The sequence below is a fragment of the Kitasatospora sp. NBC_01250 genome (assembly GCF_036226465.1).
Taxonomy (GTDB): Bacteria; Actinomycetota; Actinomycetes; order Streptomycetales; family Streptomycetaceae; genus Kitasatospora.
The window spans coordinates 5,910,733-5,925,256 of the sequence record NZ_CP108476.1 but is presented as its reverse complement, the minus strand read 5'-3'; the positions used below and the strand labels follow the sequence as shown (position 1 = coordinate 5,925,256).

Below are 14,524 nucleotides of genomic sequence, written 5' to 3'. Positions count from 1 at the left end.
TGCTGGTATGCAGGCCACCGCGTACACCTTCGACCCCGCCACCCGGGCCGGCTCCGTGCTGCTCGACGACGGCACCCCGATCCCGTTCGACGCGGCAGCGTTCGAGGCGGGCGGGCTGCTGCTGCTGCGCCCCGGGCAGCGGGTGCGGATCCGGCTGGCCGGCAGCGGCGACCAGCGCAGGGCGGTCTTCGTGACCCTGCAGACCTTCCCCGACCCCGAGGCACCCGAGCAGAGCTGACGGCTGTTCAGCCGACAGTGCTCGGCGCCCCCGGCCGGTCACGGAAACCGGACGCAGAAAGCCGCGGCGGCCCGCCCTCATGGCAGAGGGCGGGCCGCCGCGGCCTTGCTCGGTCCTGACGGACCACCAGAAGTCCCAGTTTCCTGGACCCGACCGGACGCGATTACTTCGCGGCGGTCTTGCGGGCCGTGGTCTTGCGGGTGGCGGTCTTCTTCGCCGGGGCGGTCTTCTTCGCCGCGGCCGTCTTGGCAGCGGTCGTCGCCTTCTTCGCGGTGGTGGTCTTCTTCGCCGCGGCCGTCTTGGCGACGGTCGTCTTGGCGACAGTCGTCGCCTTCTTCGCCGGGGTGGTCTTCTTCGCCGCGGCCGTCTTGGCGGCAGTCGTCGCCTTCTTCGCGGTGGTGGTCTTCTTCGCCGCGGTCTTCTTGACGGGGGCGGCCTCGGCAGCGGCAGCGGCGCGCTTGGTGGCAGCGCGCTTGACCGCGGCAGTGGTGCCGCTCTTGCCCGGGGTCAGCGAGCCCTTGGGGGCCTTCTTGACCGAGGGACCGTCCTTCGGCAGCTTCTTGCTGCCGCTGACCAGGTCCTTGAAGCCCTGGCCCGGGCGGAAGCGCGGGACCGAGGTCTTCTTGACCTTGACCCGCTCGCCGGTCTGCGGGTTACGGGCGAAACGCGCGGAGCGCTCCACCTTTTCGAAGGTGCCGAAACCGGTGACCGACACACGGTCACCGGCCACAACGGCACGCACCATGGTGTCGAGCACTGCGTCGACGGCCTCTGCGGCAGCCTTGCGACCACCCAGCTGCTCGGCCACCGCTTCGACAAGCTGAGCCTTGTTCACGTCTTCCCCTTCAGAAACGGGCGCCGGATGATTCCATCCGTTCAATTCGCACGTTAGGCATCTATTTGCGGACTTTCAATTACCAAACGCGCGAATCACCCTAGTGTCGCAATGGATTTGCGCGTCTGCGACCTCAGCCGAGGGGTGGCTGCCCCTCGTCGAGGTCCTGCACAAAGCGACTCAACCGCCGTGCCGCCTCCGGGAGATCGCGCTTGGCGGTCTCGGTGACGATCAACAGTTGCCGGGTGAGAGCGGTCTTTGCTTCCTCCGACGCATGCAGCGCGTGCACACGTGTGTGAGCCTGCTTCAACCGCTCTGCCACTAGCGCGTAGAGCGCCGCGACTTCCGGGTCGTCCGGTCCCTCATCGGCTGAGGTCTCGACGTCCGGCCGATCGTCAATTCGACTCTCGGCTTCCCGGTCCCCGAACTCCGACGACGCGGGTTCGCCGCCCGCGTACGGAGGTTCGTGGTGCCGGTGCATGCCTTGATTGTGCCATCCGTTCGGAGTTGCGACGCGTCGGCCCCGTCTTCATCCAAATCCGGGGCCGGTATCTTGCCACATCTCACGCGGTGTCAGGACCTAACTCCCCCCCGCAACGGACCGATGGCCCGTCCCCCGGGAAGGGGGCGGGCCATCGGCGGTGCTGCGGGTTTGTCGACCTTTGCCGCTCCTCAGGAGACCGGCAGGGTGCGCGGCTTGAAGTTCGGCCGGCGCTGCTCGAAGGCGGTGATGTCATCAGCGTTCCCCAGGGTGATGCTGATGTCGTCCAGCCCGTTGAGCAGCCGCCAGCGGGCGTTCTCATCCAGTTCGAACGGGGCGGTGACGCCTTCGGCGCGCACCTCGCGGGCCTCGAGGTCAACGGTGATCTCGGCCTTCGGATCGGCCTCGGTCAGCGCCCAGAGCCGCTCCACCGTCTCCTGCGGCAACACCACCGTGAGCAGCCCGTTCTTCAGCGAGTTCCCGCGGAAGATATCGGCGAAACGGGAGGAGATCACGGCCTGGAAGCCGTAGTTCTGCAAGGCCCAGACGGCGTGCTCGCGCGATGATCCGGTACCGAACTCGGGACCGGCCACCAGGACGGTCGCACCGCTGCGCTCGGGCTGGTTGAGGATGAAAGAGTCGTCCTTGCGCCAGGCCTCGAAGAGTCCGTCCTCGAAACCCGAGCGGGTGACCTTCTTGAGCCAATGGGCGGGGATGATCTGGTCGGTGTCGACGTTGCTGCGACGCAGCGGAACGGCCCGGCCGGTGTGGGTGGTGAACTTCTCCATCGCGCTTCAGACCTCCAGGGCGACGGTGCCCGCAGCACGGGTTCCGGCGGAACGGTTGGCAGTGAGATCGGACGGTGCGGCCAGTCGGCCCAGCACCGCGGTGGCGGCGGCCACCTGAGGCGACACCAGGTGGGTGCGGCCGCCCTTGCCCTGGCGGCCCTCGAAGTTGCGGTTCGAGGTCGAGGCGCAGCGCTCGCCCGGCGCCAGCTGGTCGGGGTTCATGCCCAGGCACATCGAGCAGCCCGCGTGCCGCCATTCGGCCCCCGCGGCGGTGAAGACCTTGTCCAGGCCCTCCTCGACGGCCTGCAGCGCGACCCGGACCGAACCGGGCACCACCAGCATCCGCACGCCCTCGGCGACCCGGCGGCCCTCCAGGACGGCGGCGGCGGCCCGCAGGTCCTCGATCCGGCCGTTGGTGCAGGAGCCGACGAAGACCGCGTCGACCGCGACCTCGCGCAGCGGGGTGCCGGCGGTCAGGCCCATGTAGGCCAGCGCGTTCTCGGCGGCGGCCCGCTCCTGCGGGTCCTCGAAGGAGGCCGGGTCCGGCACCGAGGCGCCCAGCGGCGCGCCCTGGCCGGGGTTGGTGCCCCAGGTGACGAACGGGGTCAGCTCGCTCGCGTCGATGAACACCTCGGCGTCGAAGACCGCGTCCTCATCGGTGGCCAGCGTGCGCCAGTAGGCGACCGCGGCCTCCCAGTCGGCGCCCTCGGGGGCGTGCGGACGGCCCTGCAGGTAGTCGAACGTGGTGTCGTCCGGGGCGATCATGCCGGCCCGGGCGCCCGCCTCGATGGACATGTTGCAGATGGTCATCCGGGCTTCCATGGACAGCCCGCGGATCGCCGAACCGCGGTACTCCAGGACGTAGCCCTGGCCGCCGCCGGTACCGATCCTGGTGATGATCGCCAGGATCAGGTCCTTGGCGGTCACACCCTCGGGCAGCTCGCCCTCGACGGTGATCGCCATGGTCCGGAACGGCGCCAGCGGCAGGGTCTGGGTGGCCAGCACGTGCTCGACCTGGCTGGTGCCGATACCGAACGCCAGCGCACCGAAGGCGCCGTGGGTGGAGGTGTGAGAGTCGCCACAGACCACGGTCATGCCGGGCTGGGTCAGCCCCAGCTGCGGTCCCACCACGTGGACGACGCCCTGCTCCACGTCGCCCAGCGAGTGGATCCGGACGCCGAACTCGGCCGCGTTGCGGCGCAGCGTCTCCAACTGCACCTTGGAAACCGGGTCCGCGATGGGCTTGTCGATGTCCACCGTGGGGGTGTTGTGGTCCTCGGTGGCGATCGTCAGATCGGTGCGGCGCACCGGGCGGCCGGCCAGCCGCAGGCCGTCGAAGGCCTGCGGGCTGGTCACCTCGTGGAGCAGGTGGAGATCGATGTAGAGCAGGTCGGGCTCGCCCTCCGCGCGCCGCACCACGTGGTCGTTCCAGACCTTCTCAGCGAGTGTCCGTCCCATCGGTTTCCCTCCAGCCGGCCGCTCTGCCGGCCTGATCGTGTCGTTGGGGTGCCCGTTCCCGGGGATGTCACCCGGGCTGCTCCTCCAGGGTGGCGCGTTTCTCCGAAGATTGAACTTGCGTCTCGCGGAATGAGACTGCAGTATCGGCGTATGGACAACACTAGCGGCGTCGGCGTTCTCGACAAGGCCGCTCTGGTGCTCAGTGCACTGGAGTCGGGCCCCGCCACGTTGGCGGGGCTGGTCGCCGCCACCGGCCTGGCGCGGCCCACCGCCCACCGACTCGCCGTCGCACTCGAACACCACCGCCTGGTCACCAGGGACATGCAGGGCCGGTTCATCCTCGGCCCCCGACTTGCCGAACTCTCCGCCGCGGCGGGCGAGGACCGGCTGCTCGCCACCGCGGGCCCGGTCCTGACCCACCTGCGCGACGTCACCGGCGAGAGCGCACAGCTCTACCGCCGGCAGGGCGAGATGCGGATCTGCGTCGCCGCCGCCGAGCGGCTCTCCGGCCTGCGGGACACCGTCCCGGTCGGCAGCACCCTGCCGATGAAGGCCGGCTCGGCCGCCCAGGTCCTGCTCGCCTGGGAGGAGCCCGAGCGGCTGCACCGCGGCCTGCAGGGCGCGCGCTTCACCGCGACCGCCCTCAGCGGCGTGCGGCGCCGCGGCTGGGCCCAGTCGATCGGCGAGCGGGAGCCCGGGGTGGCCTCCGTCTCCGCGCCGGTCCGCGGGCCCTCCAACCGCGTGGTGGCCGCCGTCTCGGTCTCCGGCCCCATCGAGCGCCTGACCCGGCACCCGGGGCGGCTGCACGCGCAGGCCATCATCGAGGCCGCCAACCGGCTCACCGACGCCCTGCGCCGGGGCTGAGCGGCCCCCGCGCCACGGGACGGCACCGGAAGGGGCCGCGCACCAGGATCTGGTGCGCGGCCCCTTCTGCCGTCCGGACCCGGGGTGTTCCGTCCGGGGCGTGAGTTCCGTCCCGGAGCAGCCTGCCCCGAAAACGCAAAAAACCCCCGGATTCACCGGGGGAATTCAGTGGCTGGGATACCAGGACTCGAACCTAGACTAAATGAACCAGAATCACTCGTGCTGCCAATTACACCATATCCCAACAGCAATCAAGCCGATGGTTTTAGACCATCGGCCGAACTGCTGAGTACCCCCGACCGGATTCGAACCGGCGCTACTGCCGTGAGAGGGCAGCGTGCTAGGCCGCTACACAACGGGGGCAAACTGGCGATCCAGCTTCGCCGCCTCCGGGGTCCGACTCGATCGAATCGGCCTCATCCGGATGGTGACTGATGAAGGATCTGGTACCCCCGACCGGATTCGAACCGGCGCTACTGCCGTGAGAGGGCAGCGTGCTAGGCCGCTACACAACGGGGGCTCCTGCTATGCATATGTTCTGCATTGCGTACCCCCGACCGGATTCGAACCGGCGCTACTGCCGTGAGAGGGCAGCGTGCTAGGCCGCTACACAACGGGGGCTTGCTGGACTGACGATACTGCGGGTACTGCGCTGGGGTACCAGGACTCGAACCTAGACTAAATGAACCAGAATCACTCGTGCTGCCAATTACACCATACCCCACCAGAACTCAACCCCCCTACAGGGGTCTTGCTCGATGCTTGCGCCGGTACCGATCGGTGTGGATCCCGGTGAGGCTTCTGGTCCCTCGCCGTTGCCCTCCCGGGCGGCGCAGAAAGAACATTACCCGACGCGTGGCCCCGCTCCAAAATCGATAACCGCAGGCCGGGCGTCGGGCCTGGTCACGGCGGCTCGCCCGACCAGGCCCGACAGCACGTCAGGCCTCCGGCAGGGCGTCCAGCGCCGCCGCGAGGCGGCGCAGCGTCTCCGGGCGGCCCAGCAGCTCCATCGACTCGAAGAGCGGCGGGGAGATCCGCCGGCCCGTGACGGCCACCCGCAGCGGCGTGAAGGCGAACTTGGGCTTGATGCCCAGCCCCTCCACCAGCGCCTCGCGCAGCGCGGCCTGGATCGGCTCGGGGCTGAAGTCCGCCAGCTCCTCGATCGCCTTGATGCTGGCGGCCAGCACCGGGCGGGCTTCGGCGGTCAGCGCCTTGGCCGCGTCGTCGGCGTTGACCGCGAAGGCCTCGGGGGCGACGAAGAGGAAGCCGAGCATGTCGACCACCTCGGAGAGCACGACCATCCGCTCCTGGGTCAGCGGCGCGGCCTTGGCCAGCAGCTCCAGCTGGGCCGCGGTCGGCTCGGCCGGCAGCAGGCCGGGGCCCTGCAGGTACGGGACCAGCCGGGCCGCGAAGTCCTCGGGGCTGAGCATCCGCAGGTGGTCGGCGTTGATCGACTCGCACTTCTTCAGGTCGAAGCGGGCCGGGTTGGCGTTCACCTTGCTGATGTCGAAGGCCTCGACCAGCTCCGCCATGGAGAACCGGTCCCGGTCCTCGGCCAGCGACCAGCCCAGCAGCGCCAGGTAGTTGAGCAGGCCCTCGGGCAGGAACCCGCGCTCGCGGTAGAGGTTGAGGCTGGCCTGCGGGTCGCGCTTGGAGAGCTTCTTGTTGCCCTCGCCCATCACGTACGGCAGGTGGCCGAAGTGCGGGGTGCCGCCGTTGCCCACGCCGATCTCCGCCAGCGCCGCGTAGAGGGCGATCTGACGGGGCGTGGAGGAGAGCAGGTCCTCGCCGCGCAGCACGTGGGTGATGCCCATCAGGGCGTCGTCCACCGGGTTCACCAGAGTGTAGAGCGGGGCGCCGTTGGCCCGCACGATGCCGTAGTCCGGCACGTCCTTGGGCTCGAAGCTGAGGCTGCCGCGGACCAGGTCCTCGAAGACGACGGTCTCGTCGGGCATCTTGAAGCGCAGGATCGGCTGCCGGCCCTCGGCCCGGTAGATCGCCTTCTGCTCCTCGGTCAGCGTGCGGCACAGGCCGTCGTAACCCGAGGGCAGGCCGGCCGCGCGGGCCGCCTCGCGGCGCGCGTCCAGCTCCTCGGTGCTGCAGAAGCACTCGTAGGCGTGCCCGGCCTCGTGCAGCCGGCGGGCGACATCGGCGTAGATGTCCATCCGCTGGGACTGCCGGTAGGGCGCGTGCGGGCCGCCGATCTCGGGGCCCTCGTCCCAGTCGAAACCGAGCCAGCGCATCGCGTCGAGCAGCTGGTTGTAGGAGTCCTCGGAGTCCCGGGCCGCGTCGGTGTCCTCGATCCGGAAGACCAGCGTGCCGCCGTGGTGGCGGGCGAAGGCCCAGTTGAAGAGGGCGGTGCGGACCAGGCCGACGTGCGGGTTGCCGGTCGGGGAGGGACAGAAGCGGACCCGGACGGTGGGGTCGAGGTCCGGGGTGGAGTTAGCCACGCGTACGGCCTTTCAAGCGCGGGAGATGACCTTGTTGGCGAGAGTTCCGATGCCCTCGATGGTGACGGCGACCTCGTCGCCGACCTGCAGCGGGCCGACGCCCGCGGGAGTACCGGTGAGGATGACGTCGCCCGGAAGCAGCGTCATCGCCTCGGAGATGTGCGCGATCAGTTCGGCGACGCCGCGGATCATCTGCGAGGTGCGACCGCTCTGGCGCGGTTCGCCGTTGACCGTGCAGCTGACGGCCAGATCGGCCGGGTCGAGCTCGGTCTCGATCCACGGACCGAGCGGACAGCTGGTGTCGAAGCCCTTGGCCCTGGCCCACTGCCCTTCGCGCTGCTGGACGTCACGCGCGGTCACGTCGTTGGCGCAGGTGTAGCCGAAGATCACCTCGGACGCCCGGTCCAGCGGCACCTCGCGGCACATCCGGCCGATCACCACGGCCAGTTCGGCCTCGTGCTGGACGTCCTCGGAGAACGGCGGGTAGGCGATCGACTCGGTGGGGCCGATCACCGCCGTGGAGGGCTTGAAGAAGGTGAGCGGGACCTCGGGGACCTGGTGGCCCAGCTCCGCGGCGTGCGCGGCGTAGTTCCGGCCGACCGCGACGATCTTGCTGGGCAGCATCGGGGTGAGCAGCCTGACCTGGCCGATCCGATAGCTCTCACCGGTCAGTTGCGGAGTGCCGAAGGGGTGACCGGCCACGGCGTGCACCGTCAGCGACTCCGGCTGGGAGGCGTCCCCCTCGACCACACCGAAGGACACACTGCCGGCGGCAGCGCCTCCTTCTCGGACAGAGAACCTGGCAATTCGCACGGCTGGGCAACCTCTCAGCGCTGGATCGACGAGTGCTCCAGGCTATCGCCCGGTCAATCGCCGAGGGCGCCGCCACCAGCGGTGACGGCGCCCTCGGGACGGAATGCGCGCAGCTCAGCCCTGCTGCTGCTCGGGCACCTTCATCAGGATGGTGCGGCGCGGGTTGGCGGTGCTGGTCGGCAGGTCGGCCGAGTACTCGAGCGGCTCGCGGCTGGTGCGGGCGCCGGGCAGCTGGCTGAAGTCCTCCAGCGAGGCCAGGGTGGTCCGGCGCGGGTTGGCGGTCGCGCGGGAGCCGATGGTCGACTTGCTGACCGCCTTGCTGAGCGGCTTGCTGACCGACACGGCCGGCGTCTGGGACATCGCTTCTGCACCTTCGATTCGGGGGAAGTACCGGTGGTCCGCTGCAACCGGTCGCCTGGGGCACCGGTGGGACTCAGCAGCCAGCGTAGGGATCTCATTCCACAGACGCCGTGACCAAAGCTACACATTGACCTGTGAGTTTGCTCACAATTTCCCGGCCAACGCGCGCATATTGGATATTTCACCCAAGAAGTAAATTCCGACAATCCAGAAGTACCCGGCATACCGGGAAGCCGTCCGAGCGGCGAGTTTCGGACGATGAGCCGTCAACTGTCCGAAAACTGCCGTATTCGCGACCTGCACCGCACCGTCTGTGAGACCGCGCACGCACTCGGTAGCGCCCCTGCAGTCGCCACCCCGCCCCTTGTTGGAGTTCCCGCGCTGTGCTGGAATGCCACGAACCGCCGGAGGTAAACCTCCTTGGCACCGCGAGCGCCGCGAAGCGCGATCCAACCGACCGTCACCGGCCGAACGCAGTGCAGAGGAGCTACCCACGGCGGCTCGTGTGCATGCCCGGATCAGCCGGGTCTGCCGAAATCGAAACTCGCCACCGCCCTGTCCTCGGTAACGCGGAGGGGCGCCCGGTCCAGAGGTTGCGACGCCAGTGCAGGGACGTTTCAAAAGGGGTAGCGGCGCCGCAGGCCAGGCGGAGTCGGCGGAGCCCCTGGCTGCCCCCCACCAGTCGGAGCCGGACGCCGTGCCGGGCGACCGGCTCACCAGCGGCGCCCCGGAGGCTGCCGACGACCACCTCGACGAGGGCGGCGAGGGCCGTGAGAGCGGGCGCGCCAGACTGCGCGGCTCGCTGAACCGTCGCCGGTCCACCGGCTTCAGCCGGCTCCGGCTGCGCAACTGGCGAATCCGCACCCGACTGATCGCGCTGCTGCTGCTCCCCGTGGTGGTCGCGCTGGTCCTCGGCGGCCTGCGCATCTCGAGCTCGACGGCCAGCTCCAAGCAGCTCGCCCAGATGACCAACCTCAGCGACCTGGCGGTCAAGGCCACCGCGCTGGCCGACGCGCTGCAGCAGGAGCGCGACGTCAGCGCCGGTCCGCTGACCACGAACCCGAACCAGCAGTACGACGTGGTCAACAACGCGCGGGCGGCCACCGACGTGGCGACCAAGGCGTACAACGCGCGTGCCGACAGCTTCGACGGCATGGACCTGTCGGGTGGTGACTCGCTGCTCCTGCAGGTCCGCAAGGACATGCAGCTGCTGCCCACCACCCGCACCTCGGCCTACAGCCAGAAGGACAACATCGAGGCGACGGTCACCAGTTACGACACGATCATCAAGGACCTCGTGTCGATCAGCCAGGACATCGCGCTCGCCTCCTCCAACCCCGACCTGGTCAAGGCCACCCGTGCGCTGGAGCAGTTCTCCACCGAGAAGGAGACCAGCTCCGAGCAGCGCGCGCTGATCGCCGCCGCGCTGGCCCGCCCGGGCGGCGCCGACATGTCCACCTCGGACCAGAGCTTCGGCTTCCGTCTGAACACCGCGTTCGACAACGCCGTCTCCAACTTCAACGCGATCTACGGCAACGTCGCCGCGCTGAAGCTGCGCGCCCGCCAGACCAACAACACCAACATCCAGCTGGCCGACCGGTACGCCACCCAGGTGCTCGCCACCAACGGCATCAAGCAGGCCGACCCGCGCACCTACCAGGACTGGTACGACCAGGCCAGCGTCCGGATCGACGCCGACACCGCGATCGAGCAGCGACTGCTCGAGGAGCTCAAGTCCAAGGCGCAGTCGCTGCAGGCGCAGGCCGACAACGACGTGATCCTCAACAGCGTCGTGGTCGCGCTGGTGCTGCTGATCTCCGTGATCGGTGCCGCGCTGGTGGCCCGCTCGATGGTGCGCTCGCTGACCAGGCTGCAGACCGCCGCCGAGGACGTCGCCGAGCGGCGACTGCCCGAGCTGGTCAAGACGCTCTCCGAGACCGACCCGCACGACGTGGACGTGACCGTGGAACCGGTCGGCGTCGACTCCTCCGACGAGATCGGCCACGTGGCCCACGCGTTCGACATGGTGCACAGCGAGGCGGTCCGCCTGGCCGCCGAGCAGGCGCTGCTCCGAGGCAACATCAACTCGATGTTCACCAACCTCTCGCGCCGCAGCCAGGGCCTGATCCAGCGCCAGCTGTCGCTGATCTCCGAGCTGGAGAGCCGCGAGGCCGACCCCGACCAGCTGGCCAGCCTCTTCAAGCTCGACCACCTGGCCACCCGCATGCGCCGCAACGGCGAAAACCTGCTGGTCCTCGCCGGTGAGGACCCGGGCCGCCGGTGGACCCGACCGGTGCCGCTGGTCGACGTGCTGCGCGCCGCCGCCTCCGAGGTGGAGCAGTACGAGCGCATCGAACTCGCCACCGTGCCGTCCGCCGAGGTGGCGGGCCGTGTGGTCAACGACCTCGTCCACCTGCTCGCCGAGCTGCTGGAGAACGCCACCTCGTTCTCCAGCCCGCAGACCAGGGTCCGGGTCACCGGCCACGCGCTGCCGGACGGCCGGGTGCTGATCGAGATCCACGACACCGGCATCGGCCTGTCCCCCGACGACCTGGCCGAGATCAACGAGCGACTGGCCAACCCGCCGACGGTGGACGTCTCGGTCTCCCGCCGCATGGGCCTGTTCGTGGTCGGTCGCCTCTCGCTGCGTCACGGCATCCGGATCCAGCTGCGTCCCAGCGACTCCGGTGGCACCACCGCGCTGGTCATGCTCCCGACCGACGTCACCAACTCGGCCGACCGGCGCGGCGCGCGCCCCGGCCCCGCGCAGCCGAGCAAGGCCCCGCGCACGGCCGCACCGACGCCGCGCCAGCACCGCACGCTGCCCGGCAACCCGACCCCCGCGCTCGGCCAGGGTGCCGGCCCGGGCGCTGCGCCCGGCGGCCGTCCGCAGCTCGGCCAGGGTCCGCAGGGCCCGCAGACTCCGCAGCAGGGCCAGCAGCCCGCGCCGACCGCCCAGGGCGCACCGGCCGCACCGGCGGCCCAGAGCAGCCCGAGCAGCGGCCTGCCGACCCGGGCGCGTGGCGAGTCGCTGCGCCAGAACCGGCCCGGCAGCCCGCCGCAGCAGGGTGGCCGCCGGGCCGGCGGTGCTCCGGCCGGCGCAGCGCCCGCCGGAGCACCGGCCGCCGGAGCACCCGCCGGTGGTCCCGGCCTGCCGCGCCGCGGTGCCCCCGCGGCGCCGCAGGGCGCCCGGACCGGTGAGCAGCCGCAGCACGGCCGCGCCGCCGGCCCGAACACCCGCACGGATGTCGGCCCCGCCGGACGCCCCGGCGGCCTGCCGCAGCGTCAGCCCGGTCAGACGACCCAGGGCCTGCCGCCGGCCGGCGGCCAGGCACAGCGCCCTGCGCGCACCGGCCAGCAGCCGCCCGCGGGTCGCCCGCAGGGCCCGCAGGTCGGCCGTCCCGCGGGCCGGCCGGCCGAGCGCCCGCAGGCGCCGGGCGGCGACCCGCAGGGTCCGCCCACCGTGCAGCAGCCGGCGCTCGGCCGTCCCGGCCCGCAGCCCGCTCCCCAGCACGCCCCGCAGGGCACCGGCCCGGGCGGCAACACGCCCCCGCCGGCCCCGGTGGAGAGCACCGTGCCGTTCTCCCGGCCGCGTTTCGAGGCCAGCGAGATCGACCCGCGCGACCCGCTGGGCCTGGGTCTGGTCGAGCCGGTGCTGCCGAGTGTGGCCAACCCGCGGCCGGCCGGCGAGCAGCGCCCGCAGCAGCCCGGCGGCTACCAGGGCATGCCCCCGCAGGCTCCGCAGCAGCAGGCCCAGCCGCCCGCGCCGTACCAGGGCGCGCCGCAGCAGCCGCAGCAGCCGATGGCCCTGCCGCCGCGCCGCTCGCCCGAGCACGGCACCGCCGTCGGTGACGGCCAGGGTGCTCCCGGGCAGGCCGGGGACGGCTCCGGCTTCCGCAACGGCGGCGCCAGCCGGATGGCCTCGGTGCAGGTCAACCAGCAGCAGGCCGAGGAGGCGGCGCAGCAGCAGGGCCGCTCTCGCGGCTACCAGCCGCAGCGCCCCGGCACCAGCGCCCCCGGCTTCGACCAGCAGCAGGGCCTGGGCCAGCAGGGCCTGGGCGAGCAGGCCCACCGGCCGATGCCGGAGCAGGGTCAGGGTCAGGGCGGCCAGCAGCCGTTCGGCGGTCCGGGCGAGGCGCCGTGGCGTCCGTCGGCCAACGACGAGCGCTGGCGCCGCGCCGAGCAGGTCCGCGAGCCGTCCTCGGACGGGGTCACGCTCTCCGGTCTGCCCCGGCGCACGCCGCAGGCGAACCTGGTGGCGGGGACCGCCGAGGCCGCTCCGCTGACCGGTCCTCAGGTGTCCCGGGCCCCCGAGGAGGTGCGCGGCCGGTTGACCAACCTGCGCCGCGGCATCCAGCAGGGCCGCCGGGCGGGCGCGGAGTCCACCCAGGCCGTGCCGGTCCAGGGCCAGGGTCAGCCGGGCCAGGGCCCCGCCGGCCAGGGAATTGCCCAGCCCGGGCAGCAGTTCGACGGTTTGGGGCGCCCCGCCGGTGCCGACGATTGGCAGAACGGCTACCGTTCTGCCGCGCCGGACGCCTTCGGCGGCGGCGGTCGCGGCAGCAACGGCTTCGGCACGGATAACCAGGAGCGTTGAGTTGAGTCAGATGAGTCAGGCTGCCAGCAACCTGAACTGGCTGATCACCAGTTTCGTGGACAACACCCCCGGGGTGTCGCACACGGTGGTGGTCTCCGCCGACGGGCTCCTGCTCGCCATGTCCGAGGGCTTCCCGCGTGACCGCGCCGACCAGCTCGCCGCCGTCGCCTCCGGCCTCACCTCGCTGACCTCCGGCGCCAGCCGGATCTTCGAGGGCGGCGACGTCAACCAGACCGTCGTGGAGATGGAGCGCGGCTTCCTCTTCCTGATGGCCATCAGCGACGGCTCCTCGCTCGCCGTCCTCGCCTCCCCCGACTCCGACATCGGCCTCGTCGGCTACGAGATGGCCCTGCTCGTCGACCGGGCCGGCGCCGTCCTCACCCCCGCCCTGCGAGCCGAACTCCAGGGCAGCCTCCTGCACTGACAGGGACTCACGTCACCCTCCGTCGGGCCCGGCACACCGCCGGGCCCGGCGACCTACCCACAGCTGACGCAGAATCAGCCGCAGCGCAAGGAGGATCCGCATGACCCCGCCCCCGACACCGGCCGGCTCGTACGGCAACGGGTACGGCTCCGGCTACGGCGACCAGAACAACGGCGGCTACGAGCAGCAGCCGCTGGTGCGCCCGTACGCCATGACCGGTGGCCGTACCCGGCCGCGTTACCAGCTGGCCATCGAGGCCCTGATCTCCACCACCGGCAACGCGGCCCGCACCACCGGCCTGCTGCCCGAGCACCAGCGGATCGTCCAGCTGTGCCAGGAGGTCAAGTCGGTGGCCGAGATCTCGGCCCTGGCCCAGGTGCCGCTCGGGGTGGCCCGGATCCTCGTGGCCGACCTCGCCGAAGCCGGCCTGGTCGCCATCCACCAGCCCGCCGCCGCCGGCGAGTCGGGCGGCACGCCGGACGTCACGCTGCTCGAAAGGGTCCTCAGTGGACTTCGCAAGCTCTAGCCCCGCGGCCGCCACCCGCGCCACCACCTCCGCGAAGATCGTCGTGGCGGGCGGCTTCGGTGTCGGCAAGACCACCCTCGTCGGCGCCGTCTCCGAGATCAACCCGCTGCGCACCGAAGCCGTCATGACCAGCGCCTCCGCCGGCATCGACGACATCAGCAAGGTCTCCGGAAAGACCACCACCACGGTGGCCATGGACTTCGGCCGCATCACCCTCGACGAAGACCTCATCCTCTACCTCTTCGGCACCCCCGGCCAGGACCGCTTCTGGTTCATGTGGGACGACCTCGTCCGCGGCGCCATCGGCGCCGTCGTCCTCGTCGACACCCGCCGCCTCGCCGACTGCTTCCCCGCCCTCGACTACTTCGAGAACAGCGGACTGCCCTTCGTCGTCGCCCTCAACGGCTTCGACGGACACCAGGCCCACACCCCCGACGAAGTCCGCGAAGCACTCCAGCTCGGCCCCGACACCCCGATCATCGCCCTCGACGCCCGCCGCCGCGACAGCGCCAAGAGCGCCCTGATCACCCTCGTCGAACACGCCCTGCTCGCCAGACTCCGCTGACCGAAGGATCGGGGACCTCGCGGGGTCCCCGATCCGTCCTGCGCGTTACGGGTTCTGTGCATCGCATAACGGTTCGGTAGGCATTTCGGACGTTTCGGTGACAACCCGTAGTCGTTCGGGTGCGCTCG

General features: G+C 71.0%; 13 protein-coding genes and 5 tRNA genes. 6 read left to right on the top strand and 12 right to left on the bottom strand.

What is annotated here, in order from left to right; all coding sequences use genetic code 11:
* Positions 1 to 7: 7 nt before the first annotated feature.
* Positions 8 to 238: a hypothetical protein gene (locus OG500_RS25025; protein WP_327069062.1), complete on the top strand. Its 231-nt coding sequence runs from the start codon at positions 8 to 10 to the stop codon at positions 236 to 238.
* 163 nt (positions 239 to 401) lie between these two features.
* On the opposite strand, the gene OG500_RS25020 is transcribed toward OG500_RS25025, so the two are convergent.
* The 4 genes from OG500_RS25020 to leuC all read right to left on the bottom strand — a co-directional run bounded on the left by OG500_RS25020 (position 402) and on the right by leuC (position 3,800).
* Positions 402 to 1,073 (bottom strand): HU family DNA-binding protein, encoded by a 672-nt coding sequence (locus tag OG500_RS25020; protein WP_327069061.1) that lies wholly within the window; start codon positions 1,071 to 1,073, stop codon positions 402 to 404.
* A 133-nt stretch (positions 1,074 to 1,206) separates the two neighbouring features.
* Complete coding sequence (locus OG500_RS38220) at positions 1,207 to 1,554, bottom strand: hypothetical protein (protein ID WP_442789222.1); 348 nt, start codon at positions 1,552 to 1,554, stop codon at positions 1,207 to 1,209.
* Positions 1,555 to 1,745: 191 nt separating this feature from the next.
* Positions 1,746 to 2,342 (bottom strand): 3-isopropylmalate dehydratase small subunit, encoded by a 597-nt coding sequence (leuD, locus tag OG500_RS25010; RefSeq protein WP_327069060.1) that lies wholly within the window; start codon positions 2,340 to 2,342, stop codon positions 1,746 to 1,748.
* Between the two features lie 6 nt (positions 2,343 to 2,348).
* Complete coding sequence (leuC, locus tag OG500_RS25005; protein WP_327069059.1) at positions 2,349 to 3,800, bottom strand: 3-isopropylmalate dehydratase large subunit; 1,452 nt, start codon at positions 3,798 to 3,800, stop codon at positions 2,349 to 2,351.
* A 150-nt stretch (positions 3,801 to 3,950) separates the two neighbouring features.
* Here leuC and OG500_RS25000 point away from each other — a divergent pair, with 150 nt between their 5' ends.
* Positions 3,951 to 4,664: an IclR family transcriptional regulator gene (locus tag OG500_RS25000; protein WP_035845980.1), complete on the top strand. Its 714-nt coding sequence runs from the start codon at positions 3,951 to 3,953 to the stop codon at positions 4,662 to 4,664.
* A 169-nt stretch (positions 4,665 to 4,833) separates the two neighbouring features.
* On the opposite strand, the gene OG500_RS24995 is transcribed toward OG500_RS25000, so the two are convergent.
* The 8 genes from OG500_RS24995 to OG500_RS24960 form a co-directional block, all read right to left on the bottom strand.
* Positions 4,834 to 4,908 (bottom strand) — tRNA-Gln (locus OG500_RS24995).
* A gap of 46 nt (positions 4,909 to 4,954) precedes the next feature.
* Positions 4,955 to 5,027: transfer RNA gene (locus tag OG500_RS24990), tRNA-Glu, on the bottom strand.
* A gap of 81 nt (positions 5,028 to 5,108) precedes the next feature.
* A tRNA-Glu gene (locus OG500_RS24985) sits at positions 5,109 to 5,184 on the bottom strand.
* 28 nt (positions 5,185 to 5,212) lie between these two features.
* A tRNA-Glu gene (locus OG500_RS24980) sits at positions 5,213 to 5,285 on the bottom strand.
* A gap of 31 nt (positions 5,286 to 5,316) precedes the next feature.
* Positions 5,317 to 5,388 (bottom strand) — tRNA-Gln (locus tag OG500_RS24975).
* A gap of 214 nt (positions 5,389 to 5,602) precedes the next feature.
* The gene (gene gltX, locus OG500_RS24970; protein ID WP_329583557.1) at positions 5,603 to 7,114 is read right to left on the bottom strand and encodes a glutamate--tRNA ligase; all 1,512 of its coding nucleotides are present in this window, start codon (positions 7,112 to 7,114) and stop codon (positions 5,603 to 5,605) included.
* Positions 7,115 to 7,126: 12 nt separating this feature from the next.
* Positions 7,127 to 7,927 carry a fumarylacetoacetate hydrolase family protein gene (locus OG500_RS24965; protein WP_329583554.1) on the bottom strand — a complete coding sequence of 267 codons (801 nt, stop codon included), beginning with the start codon at positions 7,925 to 7,927 and terminating at the stop codon, positions 7,127 to 7,129.
* A gap of 114 nt (positions 7,928 to 8,041) precedes the next feature.
* Positions 8,042 to 8,287, bottom strand: coding sequence for a hypothetical protein (locus tag OG500_RS24960; RefSeq protein ID WP_327069056.1), 246 nt, complete (start codon positions 8,285 to 8,287; stop codon positions 8,042 to 8,044).
* Between the two features lie 697 nt (positions 8,288 to 8,984).
* Between OG500_RS24960 and OG500_RS24955 the strand changes: the two genes are divergently transcribed.
* The 4 genes from OG500_RS24955 to OG500_RS24940 all read left to right on the top strand — a co-directional run bounded on the left by OG500_RS24955 (position 8,985) and on the right by OG500_RS24940 (position 14,396).
* On the top strand, positions 8,985 to 12,881 hold the full coding sequence (locus OG500_RS24955) for a nitrate- and nitrite sensing domain-containing protein (RefSeq protein ID WP_327069055.1): 3,897 nt from the start codon (positions 8,985 to 8,987) through the stop codon (positions 12,879 to 12,881).
* A 10-nt stretch (positions 12,882 to 12,891) separates the two neighbouring features.
* Positions 12,892 to 13,305, top strand: coding sequence for a roadblock/LC7 domain-containing protein (locus OG500_RS24950; RefSeq protein ID WP_327071680.1), 414 nt, complete (start codon positions 12,892 to 12,894; stop codon positions 13,303 to 13,305).
* Positions 13,306 to 13,405: 100 nt separating this feature from the next.
* Entirely contained in the window at positions 13,406 to 13,831 is a 426-nt protein-coding gene (locus OG500_RS24945) for a DUF742 domain-containing protein (RefSeq protein WP_327069054.1), read from the top strand.
* A complete protein-coding gene (locus OG500_RS24940; RefSeq protein ID WP_184935419.1) occupies positions 13,812 to 14,396 on the top strand; it encodes a GTP-binding protein in 585 nt (194 codons plus the stop codon). The genes OG500_RS24945 and OG500_RS24940 overlap by 20 nt, the downstream gene beginning before the upstream one ends.
* Positions 14,397 to 14,524: the final 128 nt, after the last annotated feature.

Bases quoted from the DNA above. Each gene is read 5' to 3' on its own strand.
- OG500_RS25025 (WP_327069062.1), top strand. From the start codon at position 8: ATGCAGGCCACCGCGTACACCTTCGACCCCGCCACCCGGGCCGGCTCC.
- OG500_RS38220 (WP_442789222.1), bottom strand. From the start codon at position 1,554: ATGCACCGGCACCACGAACCTCCGTACGCGGGCGGCGAACCCGCGTCG.
- leuD (WP_327069060.1), bottom strand. From the start codon at position 2,342: ATGGAGAAGTTCACCACCCACACCGGCCGGGCCGTTCCGCTGCGTCGC.
- leuC (WP_327069059.1), bottom strand. From the start codon at position 3,800: ATGGGACGGACACTCGCTGAGAAGGTCTGGAACGACCACGTGGTGCGG.
- OG500_RS25000 (WP_035845980.1), top strand. From the start codon at position 3,951: ATGGACAACACTAGCGGCGTCGGCGTTCTCGACAAGGCCGCTCTGGTG.
- OG500_RS24960 (WP_327069056.1), bottom strand. From the start codon at position 8,287: ATGTCCCAGACGCCGGCCGTGTCGGTCAGCAAGCCGCTCAGCAAGGCG.
- OG500_RS24950 (WP_327071680.1), top strand. From the start codon at position 12,892: ATGAGTCAGGCTGCCAGCAACCTGAACTGGCTGATCACCAGTTTCGTG.
- OG500_RS24945 (WP_327069054.1), top strand. From the start codon at position 13,406: ATGACCCCGCCCCCGACACCGGCCGGCTCGTACGGCAACGGGTACGGC.